Genomic DNA, 19,217 nt, shown 5'->3' with positions numbered 1-19,217 from the left:
CATGACTCCGGTCGAAACCGGAATATCGGTCGTCGTCTCGGACGCCGTCAGACCGCGAAAGGTGCGAGTTCCGCGGCGAGGCGCTCGTTGACGTGCGCGTGGATGCGGGTGCCCGCCTCCTCGTGCGCGACCTCGAGCAGCAGCCCGGTCTCATGCACGGCTGCGACGAGATCGCCCCGGTCGTACGGCACGACGGCGCTGATCTCGACCGCCGGCTTCGGCAGCAGCTCGTCGATCGCAACCCGCAGCTCGGCGATGCCCTCTCCGCTGCGCGACGACACGAAGTGTGCACCGGGCACGAGCCCGCGCAGCACCATCCGCTCGTCGTCGTCCAGGAGATCCGCCTTGTTGAACACGATGATCTCGGGGATGCTGCGCGCACCCACATCGCCCATCACGTCGCGCACGGTCTTGATCTGCCCGGCCGGGTCCGGGTGGGATCCATCGACGACGTGCACGACGACGTCAGCGTCGGCGACCTCCTCGAGCGTGGACCGGAACGCCTCGACGAGCTGGTGCGGCAGGTTGCGCACGAACCCGACTGTGTCGGTGAGCGTGTAGACGCGCCCGTCAGCGGTCTCCGACCGGCGCACGGTGGCGTCCAGGGTCGCGAACAGCGCGTTCTCGACGAGCACACCCGCGCTGGTGAGGGCGTTGAGCAGGCTGGACTTGCCCGCGTTCGTGTAGCCGGCGATCGCGACGGACGGGATCGTGTGGCGCTTGCGCTCGGCGCGCTTGGCTTCACGGGCGGGTTTGAAGTCGCGGATCTGCTTGCGCAGCATGGCCATGCGGGTGCGGATGCGACGACGATCGAGTTCGATCTTCGTCTCACCGGGTCCGCGCGAGCCCATGCCCGCGCCGCCCGCGCCGACCTGGCCACCGGCCTGGCGGCTCATCGACTCGCCCCAGCCGCGCAGACGCGGCAGCAGGTACTCGAGCTGAGCCAGCTCGACCTGCGCCCGGCCCTCACGGCTCTTGGCGTGCTGGCTGAAGATGTCGAGGATCACGGTGGTGCGGTCGATGACCTTCACCTTGACGACGTCCTCCAGCGCGCGGCGCTGAGACGACGCGAGCTCGGTGTCGGCGATCACGGTGTCGGCGCCGACGGCGGCCACGATGTCCTTGAGCTCCTGGGCCTTTCCTCGGCCCAGGTAGGTGGCGGGATCCGGATGCGGCCGACGCTGCAGCAGGCCGTCGAGTACGACGGCGCCCGCGGTCTCCGCGAGCGCGGCCAGTTCCCGCAGGGAGTTCTCCGCGTCCTCCTGCGCACCCTGCGGATACACGCCAACCAGCACGACGTTCTCCAGGCGGAGCTGGCGGTACTCGACCTCGGTGACGTCTTCGAGCTCGGTCGAGAGCCCTGCCACGCGCCGCAGCGCATGCCGATCCTCCACCTCCCACTGCTCGCCGTCCGTGGAGGTGTAGCCGGCTGTGGCCGTGTCCTGCAGCGCCTGCGCGGATCCGAAGACGTGCGATTCCGCGCGCCGTTCCGCTGCTGCCAGGACGCGCTCGACCGCGTCGCCGTGCTCGTCATGTGTCGTGGGCTGCGTCATCCGCACCTTTCTCGTGCCCGCCGATTCGGTCGGGCGCCTTAACTTTAGCTGGGAGTGTCCGCTACGCTCGCTCCATGGGCTCGGACCACTACTTCACTGCGGCCCCCGCCAGCCCCGAGAACCTCCGCAGGATCAGGGTGACCCTCGCGGGCAAGGAGACCGAACTCACCACCGCGGCCGGAGTCTTCAGCCCCGATCATGTGGATGTCGGCACCTCCGTGCTCCTCGCGAACACCCCGCCCCCGCCGCCTGGCGGGCACCTGCTCGATCTCGGGTGCGGCTGGGGTCCGATCTCCCTATCGCTCGCTCTCGCCTCGCCGCACGCGACCGTGTGGGCGGTGGACGTCAACGAGCGGGCGCTGGATCTGGTCCGCCGCAACGCCGCCGAACTCGGCCTCGACAACATCAACGCCGTCACCCCCGACGATGTTCCCGCCGACGTGAGCTTCCGCACGATCCGCTCGAATCCACCCATCCGCGTCGGCAAGAGCGAGCTGCACGATCTGCTGGAGCGCTGGATCCCGCGACTGGACGAACGCGCGGACGGCTGGTTCGTGGTGAGCCGCAATCTCGGGGCCGACTCGCTGCAGCGCTGGCTGGCGACCACCTTCGACGACGGCTACAGCGTCTACCGCGCGACGACCGGCCGCGGCTTCCGCGTGTTGAAGGTCCGCCGGCACGGCACACCACCCACCGAGACCATCACGTTGCCTTAACCCCCTTCGGGCGACCCCGTCGGCCGCACCGACGGCAACTCCCTGCGGCGGCAAGCGTCAGGCGTCAGGCGAGCTCGATCTCGCCGGAGAAGGCGAGCTGGGCAGGTCCCGACAGGAAGGCGTGCTCGCCGTCCGCGCCGGGAGCCATCGTCACGCGCAGCGTGCCGCCGGGGACCTCCACGAGCCACTCGTTCGGGGCCGCAGCGCCCGCCCAATGCCGCACCGCGAGAGCGGTGGCCACGACGCCGGTGCCGCAGCTGAGGGTCTCCCCCACGCCGCGCTCGAACACGCGCATGCGCACGCGGCCCACGTCGTCCTGCACGAGCGGCTCCGCCGGTACGACGAACTCGACGTTCGCTCCGTGCTCCGGCATCGGGGCGAGCTCGGGTCCGTGCGTGAGCTCGAGGCCATCGAGCTCCGCGTCCGACGCGATCGCCACCACGACATGCGGGTTGCCGACGTCGATGCCGAGACCCGGGCGGGGAACGCTCAACCCCGTGGCACGGGCGAGCGGATCGTGCCCGGACAGCCGCCAGGCGCCGATGTCGACGCGGTAGCCCTCGGCGCTGCGGGTGACGTCGCGCACCCCGGCTCGCGTGCCGATCGGCATCGATCCGCCCTCGTCCAGGTCGGCGAGCCCCGTGCGCAGCAGGTAGTGCGCGAACACGCGGACCCCGTTGCCGCACATCTCGGCCACAGAGCCGTCGGCGTTGCGGTAGTCCATGAACCACTCCGCGTCGGGGTTCTCCGCGAGGGCAGCGGCACCCTCGGGAAGTGCGCGGGAGCGCACCACGCGCAGCAGTCCGTCCGCGCCGATCCCGAAGTGGCGATCGCAGAGCGCGGCGACCTGATCGGCGCTCAGATCCAGCGCACCCTCGGCGTCGGCGATGATGACGAAATCGTTGCCGGTACCGTGCCCCTTGGTGAATGCGACCATGCGTCGATTCTAGGGGCGGCGCTTCTGCGGCCGCTGCGCGCGCGGTCCGCTCCGCTCCGCTGTCGATCACCTCCTCTGCCGGGAGCGGATCCGCTCCCGGCAGATCCGCTGGCGTCCCGTTCGCCCGGCGACGCACGCTGAGGACATGACCGATGACATGCCCCGCAACCTCTTCGACGCCGACACGCGCCGGATGCTGTTCGCGCGCCGGGTGCTCGTGCTCGACGGCGCCCTCGACGACGACAACGGCGTGCTGCTCATGACCCAGCTGCTCGCCCTGGCCGCCGAGGATCCCGACGCCGACATCACGCTCTGGATCCACTCCCCCGGCGGATCCGTGCCCGCCATGCTCGCGATTCGCGACCTCATGCGCACCGTGCCGTCCGACGTCGCCACGATCGCCTTCGGGCTGGCCTGCAGCGCCGGTCAGTTCCTGCTCTCCGCCGGAACGAAGGGCAAGCGGCGGGCGCTGCCGCACAGCCGGATCCTGCTGCACCAGGGCTCCGCGGGCATCGGAGGTACCGCCGTCGACGTCGCGCTGCAGGCGGCGGATCTGCGGCACACCCGCGACACCGTGCTGGGCCTGATCGCCGACGACACCGGGCAGAGCATCGAGCGGGTCTTCGAGGACTCGCTGCACGACCGCTGGTACAGCGCCGAGGAGGCGCTCGCGTACGGATTCATCGATGAGATCACCACGGACTTCGCGGCCGTCCTGCCGCGTCTCAGCCGCCGAAGCATCGGCCTGACCGCAGAAGGAGCCTGACATGGCCTCGTTCCTCGTCCCCAACGTCATCTCGACCTCACCCCGAGGCGATCGTGTGCTCGACGTGTACTCCCACCTGCTCGCGGAGCGGGTGATCTATCTCGGCACACCGCTGGATGCCGACGTCGCCAACGTGCTCGTTGCGCAGCTCCTGCACCTTGACGCCACGGGCAGCGATCGGGACATCCAGCTCTACATCAACTGCGAGGGCGGGGATCCCAGCGCCATGCTCGCGGTCTACGACACCATGCGCTTCATCCGCTCGGACGTCGCGACGTTCTGCATCGGCCAGGCGGTGTCCGTCGGCGCGGTGCTGCTGGCCGCGGGGGCGGCGGGGAAGCGCGCTGCGCTGCCGCACGCCAGGGTGATCCTGCACCAGCCCGCCGCACAGGGCCGCGGAACGATCCCCGACCTCATCCTTCAGGCCGACGAGGTCGTGCGGGTGCGCGACAGCCTGGAGCAGATCCTCGTCGCTCACACCGGGCAGAGCGCGGAAAGGCTGCGCAGCGACACGGACCGGGATCTCGTGCTCACTGCGGAGGGCGCGCGCGAGTACGGCCTCGTGGACCAGGTCGTGATGCAGGCGCCCGCGATGCCCGAGCCGCCATCCGTCGGGTCAGGACGCGCTCAGGCGGCCAGTGCGTAGGCGGCGCGCGCCGGCTGCGCGGGTTGCCGGATCGGCGTCGCGGCGCCGATCGTGATCCGCTCGGCGACGCCGAGGGTGAGGTCCAGCAGCGTGAGACCGAGCGCCCCGGACACCGCGGCGAGCATTTCGCTGGACGCCTCCTTGCGCCCGCGCTCCATCTCGGACAGGTACTGCGGGGAGACCCCCGCGCGCTGCGCGGTCTCGGCGAGCGTCTCGCCACGATCCGTACGGGCGTCGCGCAGCAGCTCCCCCACGACATTGCGCCACAGGCGCTCCGGTTCGGTTCCCGGGTTCTTCCGGGGCTCGTGCGCGGGGGCGTGCGCGATGCGGAGAGGGTCAGGGGTCGCGGTCATGGCGCCATGCTAGGCACGCCGTCTCCGCGCGCGCGACCGGATCCGCTCTGAGCAGAACAGTTCCCTGCCGCACTAGGGTGCTGGCCCGGATGCGGACGCGATCGTCGAGGAGTGGAATCKGGCGGAGGGGCGGTACGCCCCGCAGGAAGGGATCAGATCATGGCGCTCTACATGGATGTCCACCGGCTCGACGGCCCCGTCACGCTGGACGATGTCGCCGCGGCGCACGCGGCCGACCTTGCGACGCAGGATCAGCACGGCGTGCACTATCTGCGCTACTGGGTCGATGAGGAGGGAGGGAAGATCTTCTGCCTCGTCGATGCGCCGGACGCGGAAGCCGCGAACACCGTGCACCGCGAGGCGCATGGACTCGTCGCGGATGAGATCCATCTCGTCCAGGAAGGTCGCTAACGCTCAGCCCGACGGACGCGGCCCGCGGCGACCGAGCGATCAGACGTCGTGGATGAGCCGCTTGCCGGTGTTCCCGACCTCGAAGCGCTCGTAGCCGAGCTCGTCGTAGAAGCCGAGCACCTGCTCGTTGCCCACCCGCACCATGAGCTGGACCTTGGGGCAGCCCATCGCGCGCAGGAGCCGTTCGGCCTCCGCGACGAGCGCCCGGCCGATACCGCGACCGCGCCGATCCGAGGCGCTGGCGAGGTAGTAGAGCCAGCCGCGATGCCCGTCGTAGCCCGCCATCACGGAGCCGACGATCCGAGCGTCGGCTCCATCGGCATCGTCGCGGGAAGGTTCCGGCGCGCGCTCCTCCGCGACCAGGAAGAGCTCCGGCTGCACCGCGAGCTTGCGTTCGATGTCCGCGCGCGGATCATTCCACGGCCGGGTCAGCCCCGCGTCCTCCCAGAGGGCGACGACAGCGTCCGTATCTGCGCGCTCGAAGGCTCTGATCCCGATGTCGGTGGTCATGCGCTCTCCTCCACGATCGTCCCTGCATCGATCGGCGCCAGCGCGTCGATCCACTCCGCCTCGGCGTACCGGCGGAACCAGGACACCTGGCGGCGCGCGTAGCGACGAGTGAGCGCCTGCGTCTCGGCGATGGCCTCTTCCTGTGTGAGCCCGCCGGCCAACTGGGACAGCGCCTGCGCGTAGCCGATCGCACGGCGTGCCGTCGTACCCTGCTCGAGGCCCTGGCCGCGCAGCCGTTCGACCTCGGCGAGCATGCCCTGCTCCCACATGCGCTCCACCCGCCGGTCCAGCCGCTCGACGAGCGTCGCACGTTCGATGCCCAGCGCCAGCACCCGAGTGCGCGGGTGCCAGGGCACCGGCCGCTCGGGCAGTGCCGCACCGTGCGTGCGCTCACCGAGCGCGAGCACCTCGAGCGCTCGCACGATGCGGCGGCCGTTCTTCGGGTCGATCCGCGCGGCGGCCTCCGGATCCTGCTGCTGCAGGCGCGCAAGCAGGGGCCCCGGACCGTCGTGCTCCAGTTCCGCCTCGAGACGCGCACGCAGCGCATCGTCCCGGGGCGGGAAGCGGAAGTCGTAGAGCACGCTCGAGACGTACAGGCCGGATCCGCCCACGAGGATCGCATCCGCGCCGCCGGTGTGGATCTGTTCGATCGCGGCGCGCGCGTGCGGCTGGTACCAGGCCACCGCCGCGTCCTCGGTGACGTCGAGCACGTCGAAGAGGTGATGAGGGATCCCCCGCCGCTCGGAGGGGGCGAGCTTGGCGGTGCCGATGTCCATCCCGCGGTAGAGCTGCATGGCGTCCGCGTTCACGATCTCGGCGCGGCGCCCGCGCGCCGCCAGCGCCTGTGCGAGGTCGAGCGACAGATCGCTCTTGCCCGTGCCGGTCGCACCCACGATCGCCCACAGACGCGGGGCGGAGGCGTCGGGCGCGCTCACACTCCGACGCGGAGCGTCGGCAGTCCCAGCGACACCGCGCGCGGCGTCCCGTCGGACGCGGGCGCCGCCGGCACCGCGCAGGACTCGGTCTGCGCCCGGTCCCAGGCGTCGCCGCCGCGCGTGCGACGGATCCGCAGCGGCGCGCCGTCGATTGCGTCCGCAAGCAGGTGGAACGGCGCCCCGTGGGTGATGGTCACGGTCACCACGTCGCCCGGACGCGGTCGGTCGGAGCCCTCGGGCAGCTCGAAGTGCACGAGGCGGTTGTCCTGGGCGCGGCCGGTGAGCCGGTGCGTCTCGGCATCCTTCTTGCCCTCCCCGACGGAGACCAGGACTTCGACCTCGCGGCCGACCTGCTTCTGGTTCTCCCCGAGCGAGATGCGTTCCTGCAGCGCGATGAGGCGCTCGTAGCGCGCCTGCACGATCTCCTTGGGGACCTGCTCGTCCATGGTCGCGGCGGGCGTGCCCTCGCGGATCGAGTACTGGAACGTGAAGGCGCTCGCGAAGCGGGCCTGCTCCACGACGCGCATCGTGTCCTCGAAGTCCTCCTCGGTCTCTCCCGGGAAGCCGACGATGATGTCGGTGGAGATCGCGGCGTTCGGGATCTTCGCGCGCACGCGGTCGAGGATGCCCAGGAACTTCTCGCTGCGGTAGGAGCGGCGCATCGCGCGCAGAATCCGGTCGCTGCCGGACTGCAGCGGCATGTGCAGCTGCGGCATGACGTTCGGCGTCTCCGCCATCGCATCGATCACATCGTCGGTGAAGGCTGCAGGGTGCGGGCTCGTGAAGCGGATCCGCTCGAGACCCTCGATCTCGCCGGCGGCACGCAGCAGCTTGCCGAACGCCTGGCGGTCGCCGAACTCGACGCCGTAGGAGTTCACGTTCTGGCCGAGCAGCGTGACCTCGATCGCACCGTCTTCGACGAGCAGGCGGATCTCGTTCAGGATGTCGCCCGGACGGCGGTCCTTCTCTTTGCCGCGGAGACTGGGCACGATGCAGAACGTGCAGGTGTTGTTGCAGCCCACGGAGATCGACACCCAGCCGCTGTGCGCCGAATCACGACGGGTCGGCAGCGTGGACGGGAAGACCTCGAGGGACTCAAGGATCTCCAGCTCGGCCTCGCCGTTGTGGCGGGCGCGCTCGAGCAGACCAGGCAGGGAACCCATGTTGTGGGTGCCGAAGACCACGTCGACCCAGGGCGCCTTGTCGAGCACCGCCTGCTTGTCCATCTGCGCCAGGCAGCCGCCGACCGCGATCTGCATCCCGGCGTGCTTGTCCTTGCGGCTCTTCAGATGCCCCAGCGTGCCGTACAGCTTGCCGGCGGCATTGTCGCGCACCGCGCACGTGTTGATGATGACGATGTCGGCCTCATCGTCCGCGGCGGCGCGGACGTAACCGGCGCTCTCCAGCGAGCCCGACAGACGCTCGGAGTCGTGCACGTTCATCTGGCATCCGAAGGTGCGCACCTCGTACGTGCGCCGCTGCCCGACCTCATCGAGCGCCGCGGCAGAGGGCGCGATGAGCGTGGGCTCTGAGAGGGGAATGGTCATAGTGCCTGCCATTCTACTTTCGCCTGGCGGGAAAGGCCCYGCTCCCCCCGGGCCGGTTTCCCCTCGATGATGGGAAAGTCCGCCCTTCGGCCTCAGCTCTCCTCGAACCGCACCCGCCCGACACCCGAACCGCGCTGCGTCTCGCGCCAGGCCGTGCGTGCGGCGGTCAGCGCCACGCCGCCCCCGTATCCGCGGCGGGACAGCTGCCCGACAAGGCGTCGGATGGCCGTGTCCTCGTCGTAGCGACGCAGACCGGCCACCTTGGACCGCGCGTAGTCGAGCGCCCGCTCGGCGTCGTCGTCATCCAGGACGGACAGCGCCTCGTCGGCGATCTGGCGAGGAATGCCGCRCTGGCTGAGCGTGCGGGCGATCACCACGCGCCCCTGTCCCTTGCGCTCGGATCCGGAGGTCACCAGGAGCTCGGCCAGGGACGCGTCATCGAGATACCCGCGCTGTTCGAACTGCTCGATGACGAGATCGCGCTCATCGGACGCGAGGCCGTTCTCCCTCAGCACGTCGCGCGCTTCCGCGCTGGAGAGCTGCTTGGATCGGAGCTTCCGGACCAGCAGTTCGCTCGCGTCGGCGATCGGATCCTCGGACGCGGAGGCATCGTCTCCGCCATGACGGCGTCCGACGGCACGCAATCCGCGACGGGCCGGCCCGGTGGCCACCGGCGCAGAGCCCTGAGCCGCCTCCGGCGCCAGCGCCGCGGCGGCGGGGTGGCGGGAACTCGGACCGCGTCGCTCGGCCGCGGCCTCCGCAGCCCAGGTCGACCGCCACTCCGCTCCTGTGGACGACTCGGAAGACGCCGGGCTCGAGGGGCGCGGCCGCTCGCCATCGGCAGACGCACCGCTCCCTCCGAACAGCGGGATCACGGGGGCGAGACGATCGTCCTCGGACGATGCCCCGCCCCTTTCATCGTTCACGGCTTACTCCGGTCGCTGAGCGTCGTCGGGGCACATGTCAGGCCGGACGCCGCTGCGCGAGCTCGTCTGCCGCCGTCTCAGCGGGAGCCGCCGCGCCGCCGATGCCGAGCTTCTGCTTGATCTGCGTCTCGATCGTCTCCGCGATATCGGGGTTCTTGAGCAGGAAGTTACGCGCGTTCTCCTTGCCCTGGCCGAGCTGGTCCCCGTCGTAGGTGTACCAGGCGCCGGACTTCTTCACGATGCCGTGGTCGACACCGAAGTCGATGAGGCTGCCCTCGCGGGAGATGCCGATGCCGTACAGGATGTCGAACTCGGCCTGCTTGAACGGCGGAGCCATCTTGTTCTTCACGACCTTGACCCTGGTGCGGTTTCCGACCGCCTCTGTGCCGTCCTTCAGCGTCTCGATGCGGCGGATGTCGAGGCGGACCGACGCGTAGAACTTCAGCGCCTTACCGCCGGCGGTGGTCTCCGGGGAGCCGAAGAACACGCCGATCTTCTCGCGCAGCTGGTTGATGAAGATCATCGTGGTGTTGGTCTGGTTCAGACCACCCGTGAGCTTGCGCAGCGCCTGCGACATCAGTCGCGCCTGCAGGCCGACGTGCGAGTCGCCCATCTCGCCCTCGATCTCCGCGCGCGGCACGAGAGCCGCCACGGAGTCGATGACGATGAGGTCGATGGCACCGGAGCGCACGAGCATGTCGGCGATCTCGAGCGCCTGCTCGCCGGTGTCGGGCTGGGAGACGAGCAGCGCATCGATGTCGACGCCGAGCTTCTTGGCGTACTCGGGGTCGAGAGCGTGCTCCGCGTCCACGAACGCCGCGATGCCGCCGGCGCGCTGCGCGTTGGCGATCGCGTGCAGGGTCAGCGTGGTCTTACCCGAGGACTCCGGGCCGTAGATCTCGACGATGCGGCCGCGCGGCAGCCCGCCGACGCCGAGAGCGACGTCGAGCGCGATGGAGCCGGTGGGGATGACGGCGACAGGAGCACGCTCGTCGCTGCCCAGGCGCATGACCGAGCCTTTTCCGAACTGCTTGTCGATCTGGGCGAGTGCGGTCTCGAGGGACTTCTCGCGGTCTGCGGGAGAGGGCATGACGTGCTCCTTCGTGCTCGTGAACTGCCGCCTGTAGGCTGTCGCGGCTGCCCCGGGTGGGGCGAGCTCTCCGACAAGGCGTATGACCTCGTGGTCATGTCGAACACGCTAGGCGGGGCCTCCGACATTCAGCCGGCGTTTCCGCAAGTCGTGCAGATCCCGATCACGAAATCATCTGTGCAGGACGATACGCGCATCTCGAACATGTCTTCGACGACACGCCGAGAAGAGCGGGGAACGGATCGAACACCGCGCGTCCGGATCCGAACGGATTCAGCGCCGTCTGGGCTCCAGCCGACCCGCACCGTACCGGTGCGACTCCGGCACATCCATCTCGGCGCACAGCGCCAGCCACACATCCCGCGGAGGCACACCGGCCTCCATCGCCTGCGCGGACGTGCGCCCGCCGACGGCGCTCAGAACGAGGTCCGCCACAAGGGAACCGCCACGCGATCCGAACTCCGCGTCAACCGCACGGAGGAATTCGCTGCGCCGCATCCCGTCAGCGCAGCGACAGCTCGGACTCGACCGAGGCCACCAGCTCGTCGGGAACGACGTCGGGGATGACCTGCATGCCTTCGAGCACGGCGATCCGATCGCCGACCTCGCGCATGATGGTGGAGATCGGGACGTCGAGTGCTTCGGCGACCGAGGCGAGGATCTCGCTGGATGCTTCCTTCTGCCCGCGCTCGACCTCGCTGAGGTACCCGAGCGCGACAGATGCTTTGCCGGCGACCTGGCGGAGTGTGCGGCCCTTCTGCAAACGGAAGTCCCGCAGCACGTCACCGATCTCCTGTCGTACGAGAATCATCGGGACCTCCTCTCCCCCATCGCCCGGCCCCAAGCGCCGGATCGGATGGTCAGTCTAACCCGACCTGTCGGGATCGACACTAGTATTTCGTCCTGTGCATTGAATGTGAGCACACTCGACTCAACTTCGTCGAGAAGCACTCTATTCCCGGTCGTTCCGCCCGGGCGCGTCGGCGTCGATCCCCTCACCCGCCACCGCCTCGAAGACCAGTGCGAGAGCCGCCAGAACCGCGGCCGCGCGGATCGCGGAACGATCGCCGTCGAACAGGACTGCTCTGCTGATCGTGCGCTCGGCGACGCTCACTCCGATGTGCACCGTACCGACAGGTTTCCCGTCCTGCGGGGTGGGACCGGCGACACCGGTCGTAGCGACGCCGACGTCCGCGGCGCGCCCGTCCACAGCCAGCGCCGCGCGGGCGCCCGCAGCCATCTGCCGCGCCACCTCCGGATCGACCGCTCCGTGCGTCGCGAGCAGGAGCGGATCCACTCCCAGCACCGAGGACTTGATCGGCGTCGCGTAGGCGACCACCGCCCCGTTGAGCACGTCCGAAGCCCCCGGGATATCCACGAGTGCCGCTGACAGCGCCCCACCGGTGAGCGACTCGGCGACGGCCAGCGTCATCCCGCGCTCACGCAGCGCATCGAGCACGGCGGCCGCGGCGCGAGACGACTCCGCGGCCATCAGGACGCGGCGCCGCGGTCCGCGCGAGAGCCGCGCACCTGCGCCACCACGTAGTCGATGCCGCTCAGGATCGTCAGGATGAGCGCGATCACCATCAGCACCGTGGTCGTGATCGACCACACCGGCATCCCGATCCAGACGTGCAACGGCAACAGCGCCCAGGACAGCGCCACGGCTTGCACGGTCGTCTTGACCTTGCCCATCCACGCCGCGGCGACGACGTGCTCCTTGACGATCATGAAGCGGTGCACGGTGATGCCCCACTCCCGGACCAGGATGACGAGCACCAGCCACCACCACACCTCGCCGAGGATCGCGAGGCCGATGAAGCCCGCGCCGGTGAGCAGCTTGTCGGCGATCGGATCCCAGAGCTTGCCGAAGTCGCTGACCAGGTCGTACCTGCGCGCGAGATAGCCGTCCACCCAGTCCGTCGAGATGGCCAGGATGAACAGCCCCGCCGCGACCCAGCGCAGCGCGGGCTGGGTCACGCCGTTCGTCCCTCCCAGCAACAGGAGCACGAAGAAGACCACGGCGAGGGGAATACGGGCGATCGTGATCGCATTCGGCAGCTGTCGCGGGATCGCCATCAGTCGCGCCCCGTCAGGCCCCAGGCGTCCTCGTCCGTCTCAGCGTCGACCTCTGGGAGCCCGCGGTACTGCGCCTCGAGCGGGTCCTCGCCGTAGCGGTCGTCAGGGCTGTGAGTCGATGCAGGCACCGGGGCGGCGGGACGCGGCGGCATTGCGGCCGCAGCCATGGGCGCGGCAGCCGTCGCTGCGGCCGGCGCGGCGTGCGCGGAGGGCGGATCCTCGCCGCGCAGCTTGGCCAGCACACCGGCCAGCTGCTCGGTGGTGACCAGAACGTCGCGCGCCTTGGATCCCTCGGACGGACCGACGATCTCGCGCGACTCGAGCAGATCCATGAGCCGCCCGGCCTTGGCGAAGCCGACGCGCAGCTTGCGCTGCAGCATCGAGGTCGAGCCGAACTGCGAGGAGACGATGAGTTCGGCGGCGGCGAGGAGCAGCTCGAGGTCGTCGCCGATGTCCTCGTCGACCTCCTTCTTCTTGCCCTCGACCGCTTCGGCCACATCGGGTCGGTACTCCGGACGCGCCTGACCCGTGACGTGCTTGACGACCGCGTCGATCTCGCTCTCGTCGACCCAGGCGCCTTGAAGGCGGAACGGCTTGGAGGAACCCATCGGAGAGAACAGCGCGTCGCCCTGTCCGATCAGCTTGTCGGCGCCGGGGCTGTCCAGGATCACCCGGCTGTCGGTGACGCTGGTCACGGCGAACGCGAGACGTGACGRCACATTGGCCTTGATCAGGCCGGTCACGACGTCGACGCTCGGGCGCTGTGTCGCGAGCACGAGATGGATGCCGCTCGCTCGAGCGAGCTGGGTGATGCGGACGATCGAGTCCTCCACATCGCGCGGGGCGACCATCATCAGGTCCGCGAGCTCGTCGACCACCACGAGAAGGTAGGGGTAGGGCTTGAGCGCGCGCTCGCTGCCAGGGGGCAGCACGACCTCTCCGGCGCGCACGGCGCGGTTGAAGTCGTCGATATGACGGAAGCCGAACGACGCGAGGTCGTCGTACCGCATGTCCATCTCCTTCACGACCCACTGCAGCGCCTCTGCGGCCTTCTTCGGGTTCGTGATGATCGGCGTGATCAGGTGCGGCACTCCGGCGTAGCTGGTGAGCTCGACGCGCTTCGGGTCGATCAGCACCATGCGCACATCGGCGGGGCGCGCGCGCATCAGCAGACTCGTGATCATCGAGTTCACGAAGCTGGACTTGCCGGATCCGGTGGATCCCGCGACCAGCAGGTGCGGCATCTTGGCGAGGTTGGCGATGACGATGTTGCCGCCGACGTCCTTGCCGACGCCGATCGTCATCGGATGCGTGCTCTTCTGCGCGGCCGAGGACCGCAGCACGTCGCCGAGCGCCACCATCTCCTTGTCGGCGTTCGGGATCTCGATGCCGATCGCGCTCTTGCCCGGGATCGGAGAGAGGATTCGCACGTCGTTCGAGGCGACCGCGTAGGCGAAGTTGTTGCTCAGCTGCAGGATCTTCTCGACCTTGACGCCGTGACCGACCTCGATCTCGTACTGGGTCACCGTCGGTCCTCGGGAGAACCCGGTGACCTTGGCGTCGACGTTGAACTGGGTCAGCACGTTCGTGAGCTGCTCGATCACCCGGTCCGTGGCCTCCGAGCGGAGCACCGGCGGCGGCCCGACCTTGAGCACTCCGGGCGAGGGCAGGATGTACGGGGCGACCGGCGCCTGGGGCCCCTTCTGCCCTGGTCCTGCGGTGCCGAAGCCGTCGAAGCCGGCCAGCTCGTCGAGCTCCCCCGTGTCGCCGTCGTCGAGCAGCGCGGTGCTCTGCTGCTCGGCCAGTGCGCCCGCGACGGAGCGCACCTCCGTGAGCAGCTCCGTCGCGGCGTCGTACGGGTCCTCGGTGATGACGGCCTGGTCGTACGCCGGCGTCGGCGCGACGGCGGTGGGGGTATCGTCCTGGGACGTGAGCAGCTCGGTGAGATCCTGCGAGCCGAGCTCGCCCTCCGGATCCTCTTCACGGCCGGTCTTGTTGCGCCGCCACCAGGGCAGCACATCCGGGTCATCGACCTTGTCGGCCTCGTCGACCGCTGCGCCCTCTTCGGCGGGGGCGGCCTTCGGCGTGCGCTCCGCGTCGAACATCCACGCGTACAGGTCGCCCAGGCGCTGGCCGATGCGATTCGGCGGCGTCTTGGTGAGGATCAGCACGCTGAGCGCCGCGAGCAGCGACAGCACGATGTAGGCCGGGATCGAGGTCAGGTAGCTGAGAGGCTGGCCCAGCAGCCAGCCGAACAGGCCGCCGGCGGCGCTGAGCGCCACCATCCCCTGCTTCGGCTGCGGCATCCCGCCCGCGACGTGGCAGAAGCCCGCGAGAGTGATCACGAACAGCCCGAAGCCGATCCCGATCCGCCCGTTGTCGTGCACGGAGGAGGGATGACGGAACAGCCATCCGGCCAGGAGCAGCAGCAGTACAGGCATGATGAACGCGGCGCGCCCGATCAGGGCGCCCACCGAGTAGGCACTGATGTTCGTCGCGACCGTGTTGCCGATGAAGAACCACTCGTTCACGGCGCCCGCAGCGGCGAGCAGCACGAGGAGGAACGGGAAGCCGTCGCGACGCTGATCCTTCTCCAGGGTCTCCAGGCCGAAGGCTCGGAAGAGGCCGCCCACGCCGTGCGCGAGCCCGGTCCAGGCGCGCACGATCACCGGCGGCTTGTCCGGCTCGTCGACGTACTTCCTCGGGGCGGGCGCGGCCTTGGCCCGGCTGCGCGGCTTCGCCCCGGACGTGGAGCGACTGCGCGTCGAGGGCTTCTCGGCCGCGCTCTTGGTCGCATTCGAACTCCTGGGCATGCCCCCACGCTACGGCCGCACGCCGACAAAGGCCCGCAATGACGCGGCTTTCCGCGGGATTGCAGCCTCAGTCGGGCTCCGAACGCCGGGCGTTCAGGCCTCGATGACGAGCGGGACGATCATCGGGCGGCGGCGCAGCTTCTGGTTCACCCATCGGCCGATCGTGCGCCGCACGATCTGCGAGAGCGCATGGCTGTCGCGCACGCCGTTCCCGGCCGCCTCCTTGAGCGCGGCGACGATCTTCGGCGCCACGTCGTCGAACACGGAGTCGTCCTCGGCGACGCCGCGCGCGTGGATCTCCGGGCCGGAGATGATCCGGCCGGTCGTCGAGTCCACCACGACGATGATGGACACGAAGCCCTCCTCGCCGAGGATCCGCCGGTCCTTCAGGTCTGCGTCGGTGATCTCGCCGACCGTGGAGCCGTCGACGTACACGAAGCCGATGTCGAGCTGCCCGGCGACGCGGGCGACGCCGTCCTTGAGGTCGATCACGGTGCCGTTGGAGCCGAGGATCGTGCGCTCCTCCGGGATTCCGGTGTCCTGCGCGAGCTTCGCGTTCGCCATGAGGTGGCGGTACTCGCCGTGCACGGGGAGGACGTTCTTCGGCTTCAGGATGTTGTAGCAGTACAGCAGCTCGCCCGCCGCGGCGTGACCCGAGACGTGCACCCGGGCGTTCGCCTTGTGCACGACGTTCGCACCGAGCTTGGTCAGCCCGTCGATCACGCGGTAGACCGCGTTCTCGTTGCCCGGGATGAGGCTCGAAGCCAGGATGACGGTGTCACCGGGGCCCGGCTCGATCGCGTGGTCGAGGTTCGCCATCCGGCTGAGCACGGCCATCGGCTCGCCCTGGGATCCGGTCGACATGTAGACGATCTGGTCCTCGGGGAGGTCGCGCGCCTTCTTGTAATCGATGAGCACGCCGTCCGGCACCTTGAGGTAGCCGAGCTGCTCCGCGATCGTCATGTTGCGGACCATGCTGCGTCCCAGGAAGGCCACCCGACGACCGTTCGCGTGCGCGGCGTCGATCACCTGCTGCACCCGGTGCACGTGGCTGGAGAAACTGGCGACGATCACCCGGCGCGGCGCCTTCGCGATGACCTGGTCGAGCACGGGGCCGATCGAGCGCTCGGTCGGCGTGAAACCGGGCACGTCGGCGTTGGTCGAGTCGACGAGGAACAGGTCGACGCCCTCCTCGCCAAGGCGTGAGAACGCACGAAGATCCGTGATGCGCCCGTCCAGCGGGAGCTGGTCCATCTTGAAGTCGCCGGTCGCGAGTACCATGCCCGCAGGGGTGCGGATCGCCACGGCGAGCGCGTCGGGGATGGAGTGGTTGACCGCGACGAACTCGAGGTCGAACGGACCGACCTTCTCGTGCTGTCCCTCCTTCACCGTGAGGGTGAAGGGCCTGATCCGGTGCTCCTTGAGCTTCGCCTCGACGAGGGCCAGGGTGAGGCCGGATCCGATCAGCGGGATGTCGCCCTTGAGGCGCAGCAGGTACGGCACGGCGCCGATGTGATCCTCGTGGCCGTGCGTGAGCACGACGCCGACGATGTCGTCGAGGCGGTCCTTGATGGGCTCGAAATCGGGCAGGATCAGGTCGACGCCCGGCTGGTGCTCCTCGGGGAAGAGCACGCCGCAGTCAACGACGAGGATCTTGCCGTCGTACTCGAAGATGGTCATGTTGCGACCGATCTCTCCGAGTCCGCCCAGGGGCGTGACGCGGAGCGTGCCGGGCGCGAGCGCTTCGGGGTCGGCGAGGGTGATGGTCATGTGGTGCCTCCTAGGCGGGGCGCACGGCGCGCCCGATGTTGGTGGTCCCCCTGCCGGCCGGGGCCGGATCCGTCTGCGCATTCCGCGCGGATCCGTTCCTTCCGGCTCCGATGCTCATCGGCCACGCCCTCATCGGGTCGTGCCGTGCACCTTGGGGAGTGCGCCGCCGGCGGCGGCATTGCGGTCGGGGCGGAAGTCGGAGAAGTCCGCGCCGGGGATGTCCTTGACGAGCGCGAGCTCGTCCTCGATGAGGGCGGCCTCCCACTCCTCCGGCCCCACCAGGGGCAGGCGGACGCGGGGGCTGGTGATGCGGCCGAGACCGTGCAGGATGTACTTCGCCGATACGGTGCCGGGCACATGCGTCATCGCGGCGCGAACGAGCGGCTCGAGGCGCTTGTGCTCCGCGGTGGCGGTAGCGAGGTCGCCACGGTTCACCGCGTCGACGATCGCCCGGTACGGTGCCGAAGTGATATTCGCCGTAACGCCGATGAGACCGGTGGCGCCGATCGAGAGGTGCGGGAGCACGTTCGAGTCGTCACCGGAGAAGTACATCAGGTCGGTCTGATTGAGCACCCGGCTGACCTCGGAGAAGTCGCCCTTGGCATCCTTCACCGCGAGGATGTTCGGGTGCTTGGCGAGACGGAGGATCGTCTCGTACTTGATCGGCACGCCGGTGCGGCCGGGGATGTCATAGAGGATCACCGGCAGGTCGGTGGCATCCGCGACGAGGCGGAAATGCGTGAGGATGCCCGCCTGGGTGGGCTTGTTGTAGTACGGCGTCACGATCATGATGCCGTCGGCGCCGGCCTTCTCGCTGGCCTTGTACAGCTCGATCGCGTGCGCGGTCTCGTTGGATCCGCCGCCCGTGATGATCTTCGCGCGGCCCGCCGCGACGTCCTTGCCGACTTCGACGAGGCGCAGCTTCTCGGCGTCGGTGAGGGTCGAGGTCTCCCCCGTGGTCCCTGTGACGACGATGCCGTCCGCGCCGTCCGAGATGACACGGTCGATGTGCTTCTCGACGGAAGGCCAGTCGACCTCGCCGTCGGCCGTCATCGGGGTGATGAGGGCGACGAGCACCTGTCCGAAGGGATTGCCCGTGTGCGTCATGGGTCCAGCGTAATGGTTCAGGCGATGCTCACGCTGTCGGGGTGACGCGGATGACGTCGCCGCGGGCCAGATCCGCCTGGGGCTTGAGCAGCAGCCCTGCGGCGACGCCCACCGGTGCCTCGTCGGCCTTCTTGCGGAGCATCTCGATGCCGGTGATCGTGCTGGTGCCCGTCTGCGTGGACCCGCGGAGCACCACGACGCGGTCGCCGACGCGCATCGTGCCCGTCGTGGTCCTGCCCGTGGCCACTTGGCCGCGCCCGGTGATCGTGAAGACGTCCTCGACGACGAACTCGGACGTCCCGGAGCCGGTCGAGACCGTGCCCGCGACCGAGGCGATGGCCGTGCCCTGAGCGATCCCGGCGGCGGCCAGGCGCTGGGCCTCCTGGGCGTTGTACTGCCGCAGCATCTCGTTCGCGTCCTGCGGATCCTTCTTCTTCCCGAACCAGCCCATGCATTCGAGCCTAGAGGGACGGGCGGTTAGGCTCGCGCTCATGGCCTGGCAGACACGGGAATCGCGCATCGTCTACGACAACCGCTGGATCTCGGTGCGGGAGGACCAGGTCTCCGGACCCGCCGGCGACGGGATCTACGGCGTGGTCACCCTGAAGAACCCGGCCGTGTTCGTGGTCGCGATCGACGAGGCGGACCGCGTGTGCCTCGTCACGATCGACCGCTACACCACGGGGCGCTCGGTCGAGGTGCCTGCCGGGGGCACGGACGGGGAGGATCCGCTCCTCGCCGCGCGTCGGGAGCTGCGGGAGGAGACAGGGCTGGAGGCGGACGAGTGGACGCCGATCGGCACCATGAACGCTCTCAACGGCGTGACTGTGGCGCCCGAGCACGTGTTCCTCGCCCGGGGCCTGCGTCAGGCCGGGGACAGTGCGCACACGCAGGCAGAAGAGGGCATCGACGAGATGGCGTGGGTGCCCTTCGCCGAGGCGCTCGCGATGATCGCCGACGGGCGGATCCGCGACGGCGAGACGGTCGCCGCTCTGGCCTATGCCGGGATTCGGCTGGGCCGGTTCGCCTAGACCGGGCATTCGCCACGCCTGCGCCGG

General features: G+C 69.5%; 21 protein-coding genes. 5 read left to right on the top strand and 16 right to left on the bottom strand.

The features are described from left to right. Positions 1–47: 47 nt before the first annotated feature. On the bottom strand, positions 48–1,553 hold the full coding sequence (hflX, locus tag AC1DG4_RS03005; RefSeq protein ID WP_477380718.1) for a GTPase HflX: 1,506 nt from the start codon (positions 1,551–1,553) through the stop codon (positions 48–50). A gap of 74 nt (positions 1,554–1,627) precedes the next feature. Between hflX and AC1DG4_RS03000 the strand changes: the two genes are divergently transcribed. Further along, positions 1,628–2,269 (top strand): class I SAM-dependent methyltransferase, encoded by a 642-nt coding sequence (locus tag AC1DG4_RS03000; RefSeq protein ID WP_477380719.1) that lies wholly within the window; start codon positions 1,628–1,630, stop codon positions 2,267–2,269. 64 nt (positions 2,270–2,333) lie between these two features. On the opposite strand, the gene dapF is transcribed toward AC1DG4_RS03000, so the two are convergent. Beyond that, complete coding sequence (gene dapF, locus AC1DG4_RS02995; RefSeq protein WP_477380721.1) at positions 2,334–3,206, bottom strand: diaminopimelate epimerase; 873 nt, start codon at positions 3,204–3,206, stop codon at positions 2,334–2,336. A 145-nt stretch (positions 3,207–3,351) separates the two neighbouring features. On the opposite strand from dapF, the gene AC1DG4_RS02990 reads away from it, so the two are divergent. Further along, on the top strand, positions 3,352–3,972 hold the full coding sequence (locus AC1DG4_RS02990; RefSeq protein ID WP_477380723.1) for a ClpP family protease: 621 nt from the start codon (positions 3,352–3,354) through the stop codon (positions 3,970–3,972). A 1-nt stretch (position 3,973) separates the two neighbouring features. Continuing rightward, the gene (locus AC1DG4_RS02985) at positions 3,974–4,618 is read left to right on the top strand and encodes a ClpP family protease (RefSeq protein WP_477380725.1); all 645 of its coding nucleotides are present in this window, start codon (positions 3,974–3,976) and stop codon (positions 4,616–4,618) included. Here AC1DG4_RS02985 and AC1DG4_RS02980 read toward each other — a convergent pair. Beyond that, on the bottom strand, positions 4,600–4,971 hold the full coding sequence (locus AC1DG4_RS02980; RefSeq protein WP_477380727.1) for a helix-turn-helix domain-containing protein: 372 nt from the start codon (positions 4,969–4,971) through the stop codon (positions 4,600–4,602). The two genes, AC1DG4_RS02985 and AC1DG4_RS02980, sit on opposite strands and share 19 nt — an antisense overlap. Positions 4,972–5,130: 159 nt before the next feature. Here AC1DG4_RS02980 and AC1DG4_RS02975 point away from each other — a divergent pair, with 159 nt between their 5' ends. After that, the gene (locus AC1DG4_RS02975) at positions 5,131–5,382 is read left to right on the top strand and encodes a DUF4242 domain-containing protein (protein ID WP_045273768.1); all 252 of its coding nucleotides are present in this window, start codon (positions 5,131–5,133) and stop codon (positions 5,380–5,382) included. A 39-nt stretch (positions 5,383–5,421) separates the two neighbouring features. Here the strand turns inward: AC1DG4_RS02975 and AC1DG4_RS02970 are convergent, their stop codons facing one another. The 13 genes from AC1DG4_RS02970 to AC1DG4_RS02910 form a co-directional block, all read right to left on the bottom strand. Beyond that, positions 5,422–5,892: a GNAT family acetyltransferase gene (locus AC1DG4_RS02970; RefSeq protein WP_477380729.1), complete on the bottom strand. Its 471-nt coding sequence runs from the start codon at positions 5,890–5,892 to the stop codon at positions 5,422–5,424. Beyond that, a complete protein-coding gene (gene miaA / locus AC1DG4_RS02965; protein ID WP_477380731.1) occupies positions 5,889–6,827 on the bottom strand; it encodes a tRNA (adenosine(37)-N6)-dimethylallyltransferase MiaA in 939 nt (312 codons plus the stop codon). The genes AC1DG4_RS02970 and miaA overlap by 4 nt, the downstream gene beginning before the upstream one ends. Beyond that, on the bottom strand, positions 6,824–8,374 hold the full coding sequence (gene miaB, locus AC1DG4_RS02960) for a tRNA (N6-isopentenyl adenosine(37)-C2)-methylthiotransferase MiaB (RefSeq protein WP_477380733.1): 1,551 nt from the start codon (positions 8,372–8,374) through the stop codon (positions 6,824–6,826). The genes miaA and miaB overlap by 4 nt, the downstream gene beginning before the upstream one ends. A gap of 92 nt (positions 8,375–8,466) precedes the next feature. Further along, a complete protein-coding gene (locus AC1DG4_RS02955; RefSeq protein WP_477421056.1) occupies positions 8,467–9,300 on the bottom strand; it encodes a regulatory protein RecX in 834 nt (277 codons plus the stop codon). A 37-nt stretch (positions 9,301–9,337) separates the two neighbouring features. After that, complete coding sequence (gene recA / locus AC1DG4_RS02950; RefSeq protein ID WP_477380736.1) at positions 9,338–10,390, bottom strand: recombinase RecA; 1,053 nt, start codon at positions 10,388–10,390, stop codon at positions 9,338–9,340. A 273-nt stretch (positions 10,391–10,663) separates the two neighbouring features. Beyond that, complete coding sequence (locus AC1DG4_RS02945; protein WP_477380738.1) at positions 10,664–10,888, bottom strand: DUF3046 domain-containing protein; 225 nt, start codon at positions 10,886–10,888, stop codon at positions 10,664–10,666. 4 nt (positions 10,889–10,892) lie between these two features. Beyond that, positions 10,893–11,201 (bottom strand): helix-turn-helix domain-containing protein, encoded by a 309-nt coding sequence (locus AC1DG4_RS02940; RefSeq protein ID WP_045273774.1) that lies wholly within the window; start codon positions 11,199–11,201, stop codon positions 10,893–10,895. Between the two features lie 141 nt (positions 11,202–11,342). Next, a complete protein-coding gene (locus tag AC1DG4_RS02935) occupies positions 11,343–11,882 on the bottom strand; it encodes a CinA family protein (protein ID WP_477380740.1) in 540 nt (179 codons plus the stop codon). Further along, complete coding sequence (gene pgsA / locus AC1DG4_RS02930) at positions 11,882–12,469, bottom strand: CDP-diacylglycerol--glycerol-3-phosphate 3-phosphatidyltransferase (RefSeq protein ID WP_477380742.1); 588 nt, start codon at positions 12,467–12,469, stop codon at positions 11,882–11,884. The genes AC1DG4_RS02935 and pgsA overlap by 1 nt, the downstream gene beginning before the upstream one ends. Further along, positions 12,469–15,282, bottom strand: a complete 2,814-nt coding sequence (locus tag AC1DG4_RS02925; RefSeq protein WP_477421054.1) for a DNA translocase FtsK — start codon at positions 15,280–15,282, stop codon at positions 12,469–12,471. The genes pgsA and AC1DG4_RS02925 overlap by 1 nt, the downstream gene beginning before the upstream one ends. 93 nt (positions 15,283–15,375) lie before the next feature. Next, positions 15,376–17,052 (bottom strand): ribonuclease J, encoded by a 1,677-nt coding sequence (locus AC1DG4_RS02920; RefSeq protein WP_477380745.1) that lies wholly within the window; start codon positions 17,050–17,052, stop codon positions 15,376–15,378. Positions 17,053–17,181: 129 nt separating this feature from the next. After that, positions 17,182–18,159 carry a 4-hydroxy-tetrahydrodipicolinate synthase gene (gene dapA, locus AC1DG4_RS02915; RefSeq protein ID WP_292716490.1) on the bottom strand — a complete coding sequence of 326 codons (978 nt, stop codon included), beginning with the start codon at positions 18,157–18,159 and terminating at the stop codon, positions 17,182–17,184. Positions 18,160–18,187: 28 nt separating this feature from the next. Continuing rightward, the gene (locus tag AC1DG4_RS02910; protein ID WP_477380747.1) at positions 18,188–18,610 is read right to left on the bottom strand and encodes an EF-Tu/IF-2/RF-3 family GTPase; all 423 of its coding nucleotides are present in this window, start codon (positions 18,608–18,610) and stop codon (positions 18,188–18,190) included. Between the two features lie 40 nt (positions 18,611–18,650). Between AC1DG4_RS02910 and AC1DG4_RS02905 the strand changes: the two genes are divergently transcribed. Further along, complete coding sequence (locus tag AC1DG4_RS02905) at positions 18,651–19,190, top strand: NUDIX domain-containing protein (protein WP_477380749.1); 540 nt, start codon at positions 18,651–18,653, stop codon at positions 19,188–19,190. Positions 19,191–19,217 lie beyond the last annotated feature (27 nt).

The sequence above is a fragment of the Microbacterium sp. 05N427 genome (assembly GCF_056397105.1).
Note: the sequence above shows the minus strand (reverse complement) of the source record. Positions and strands in the feature narration are given on the sequence as shown.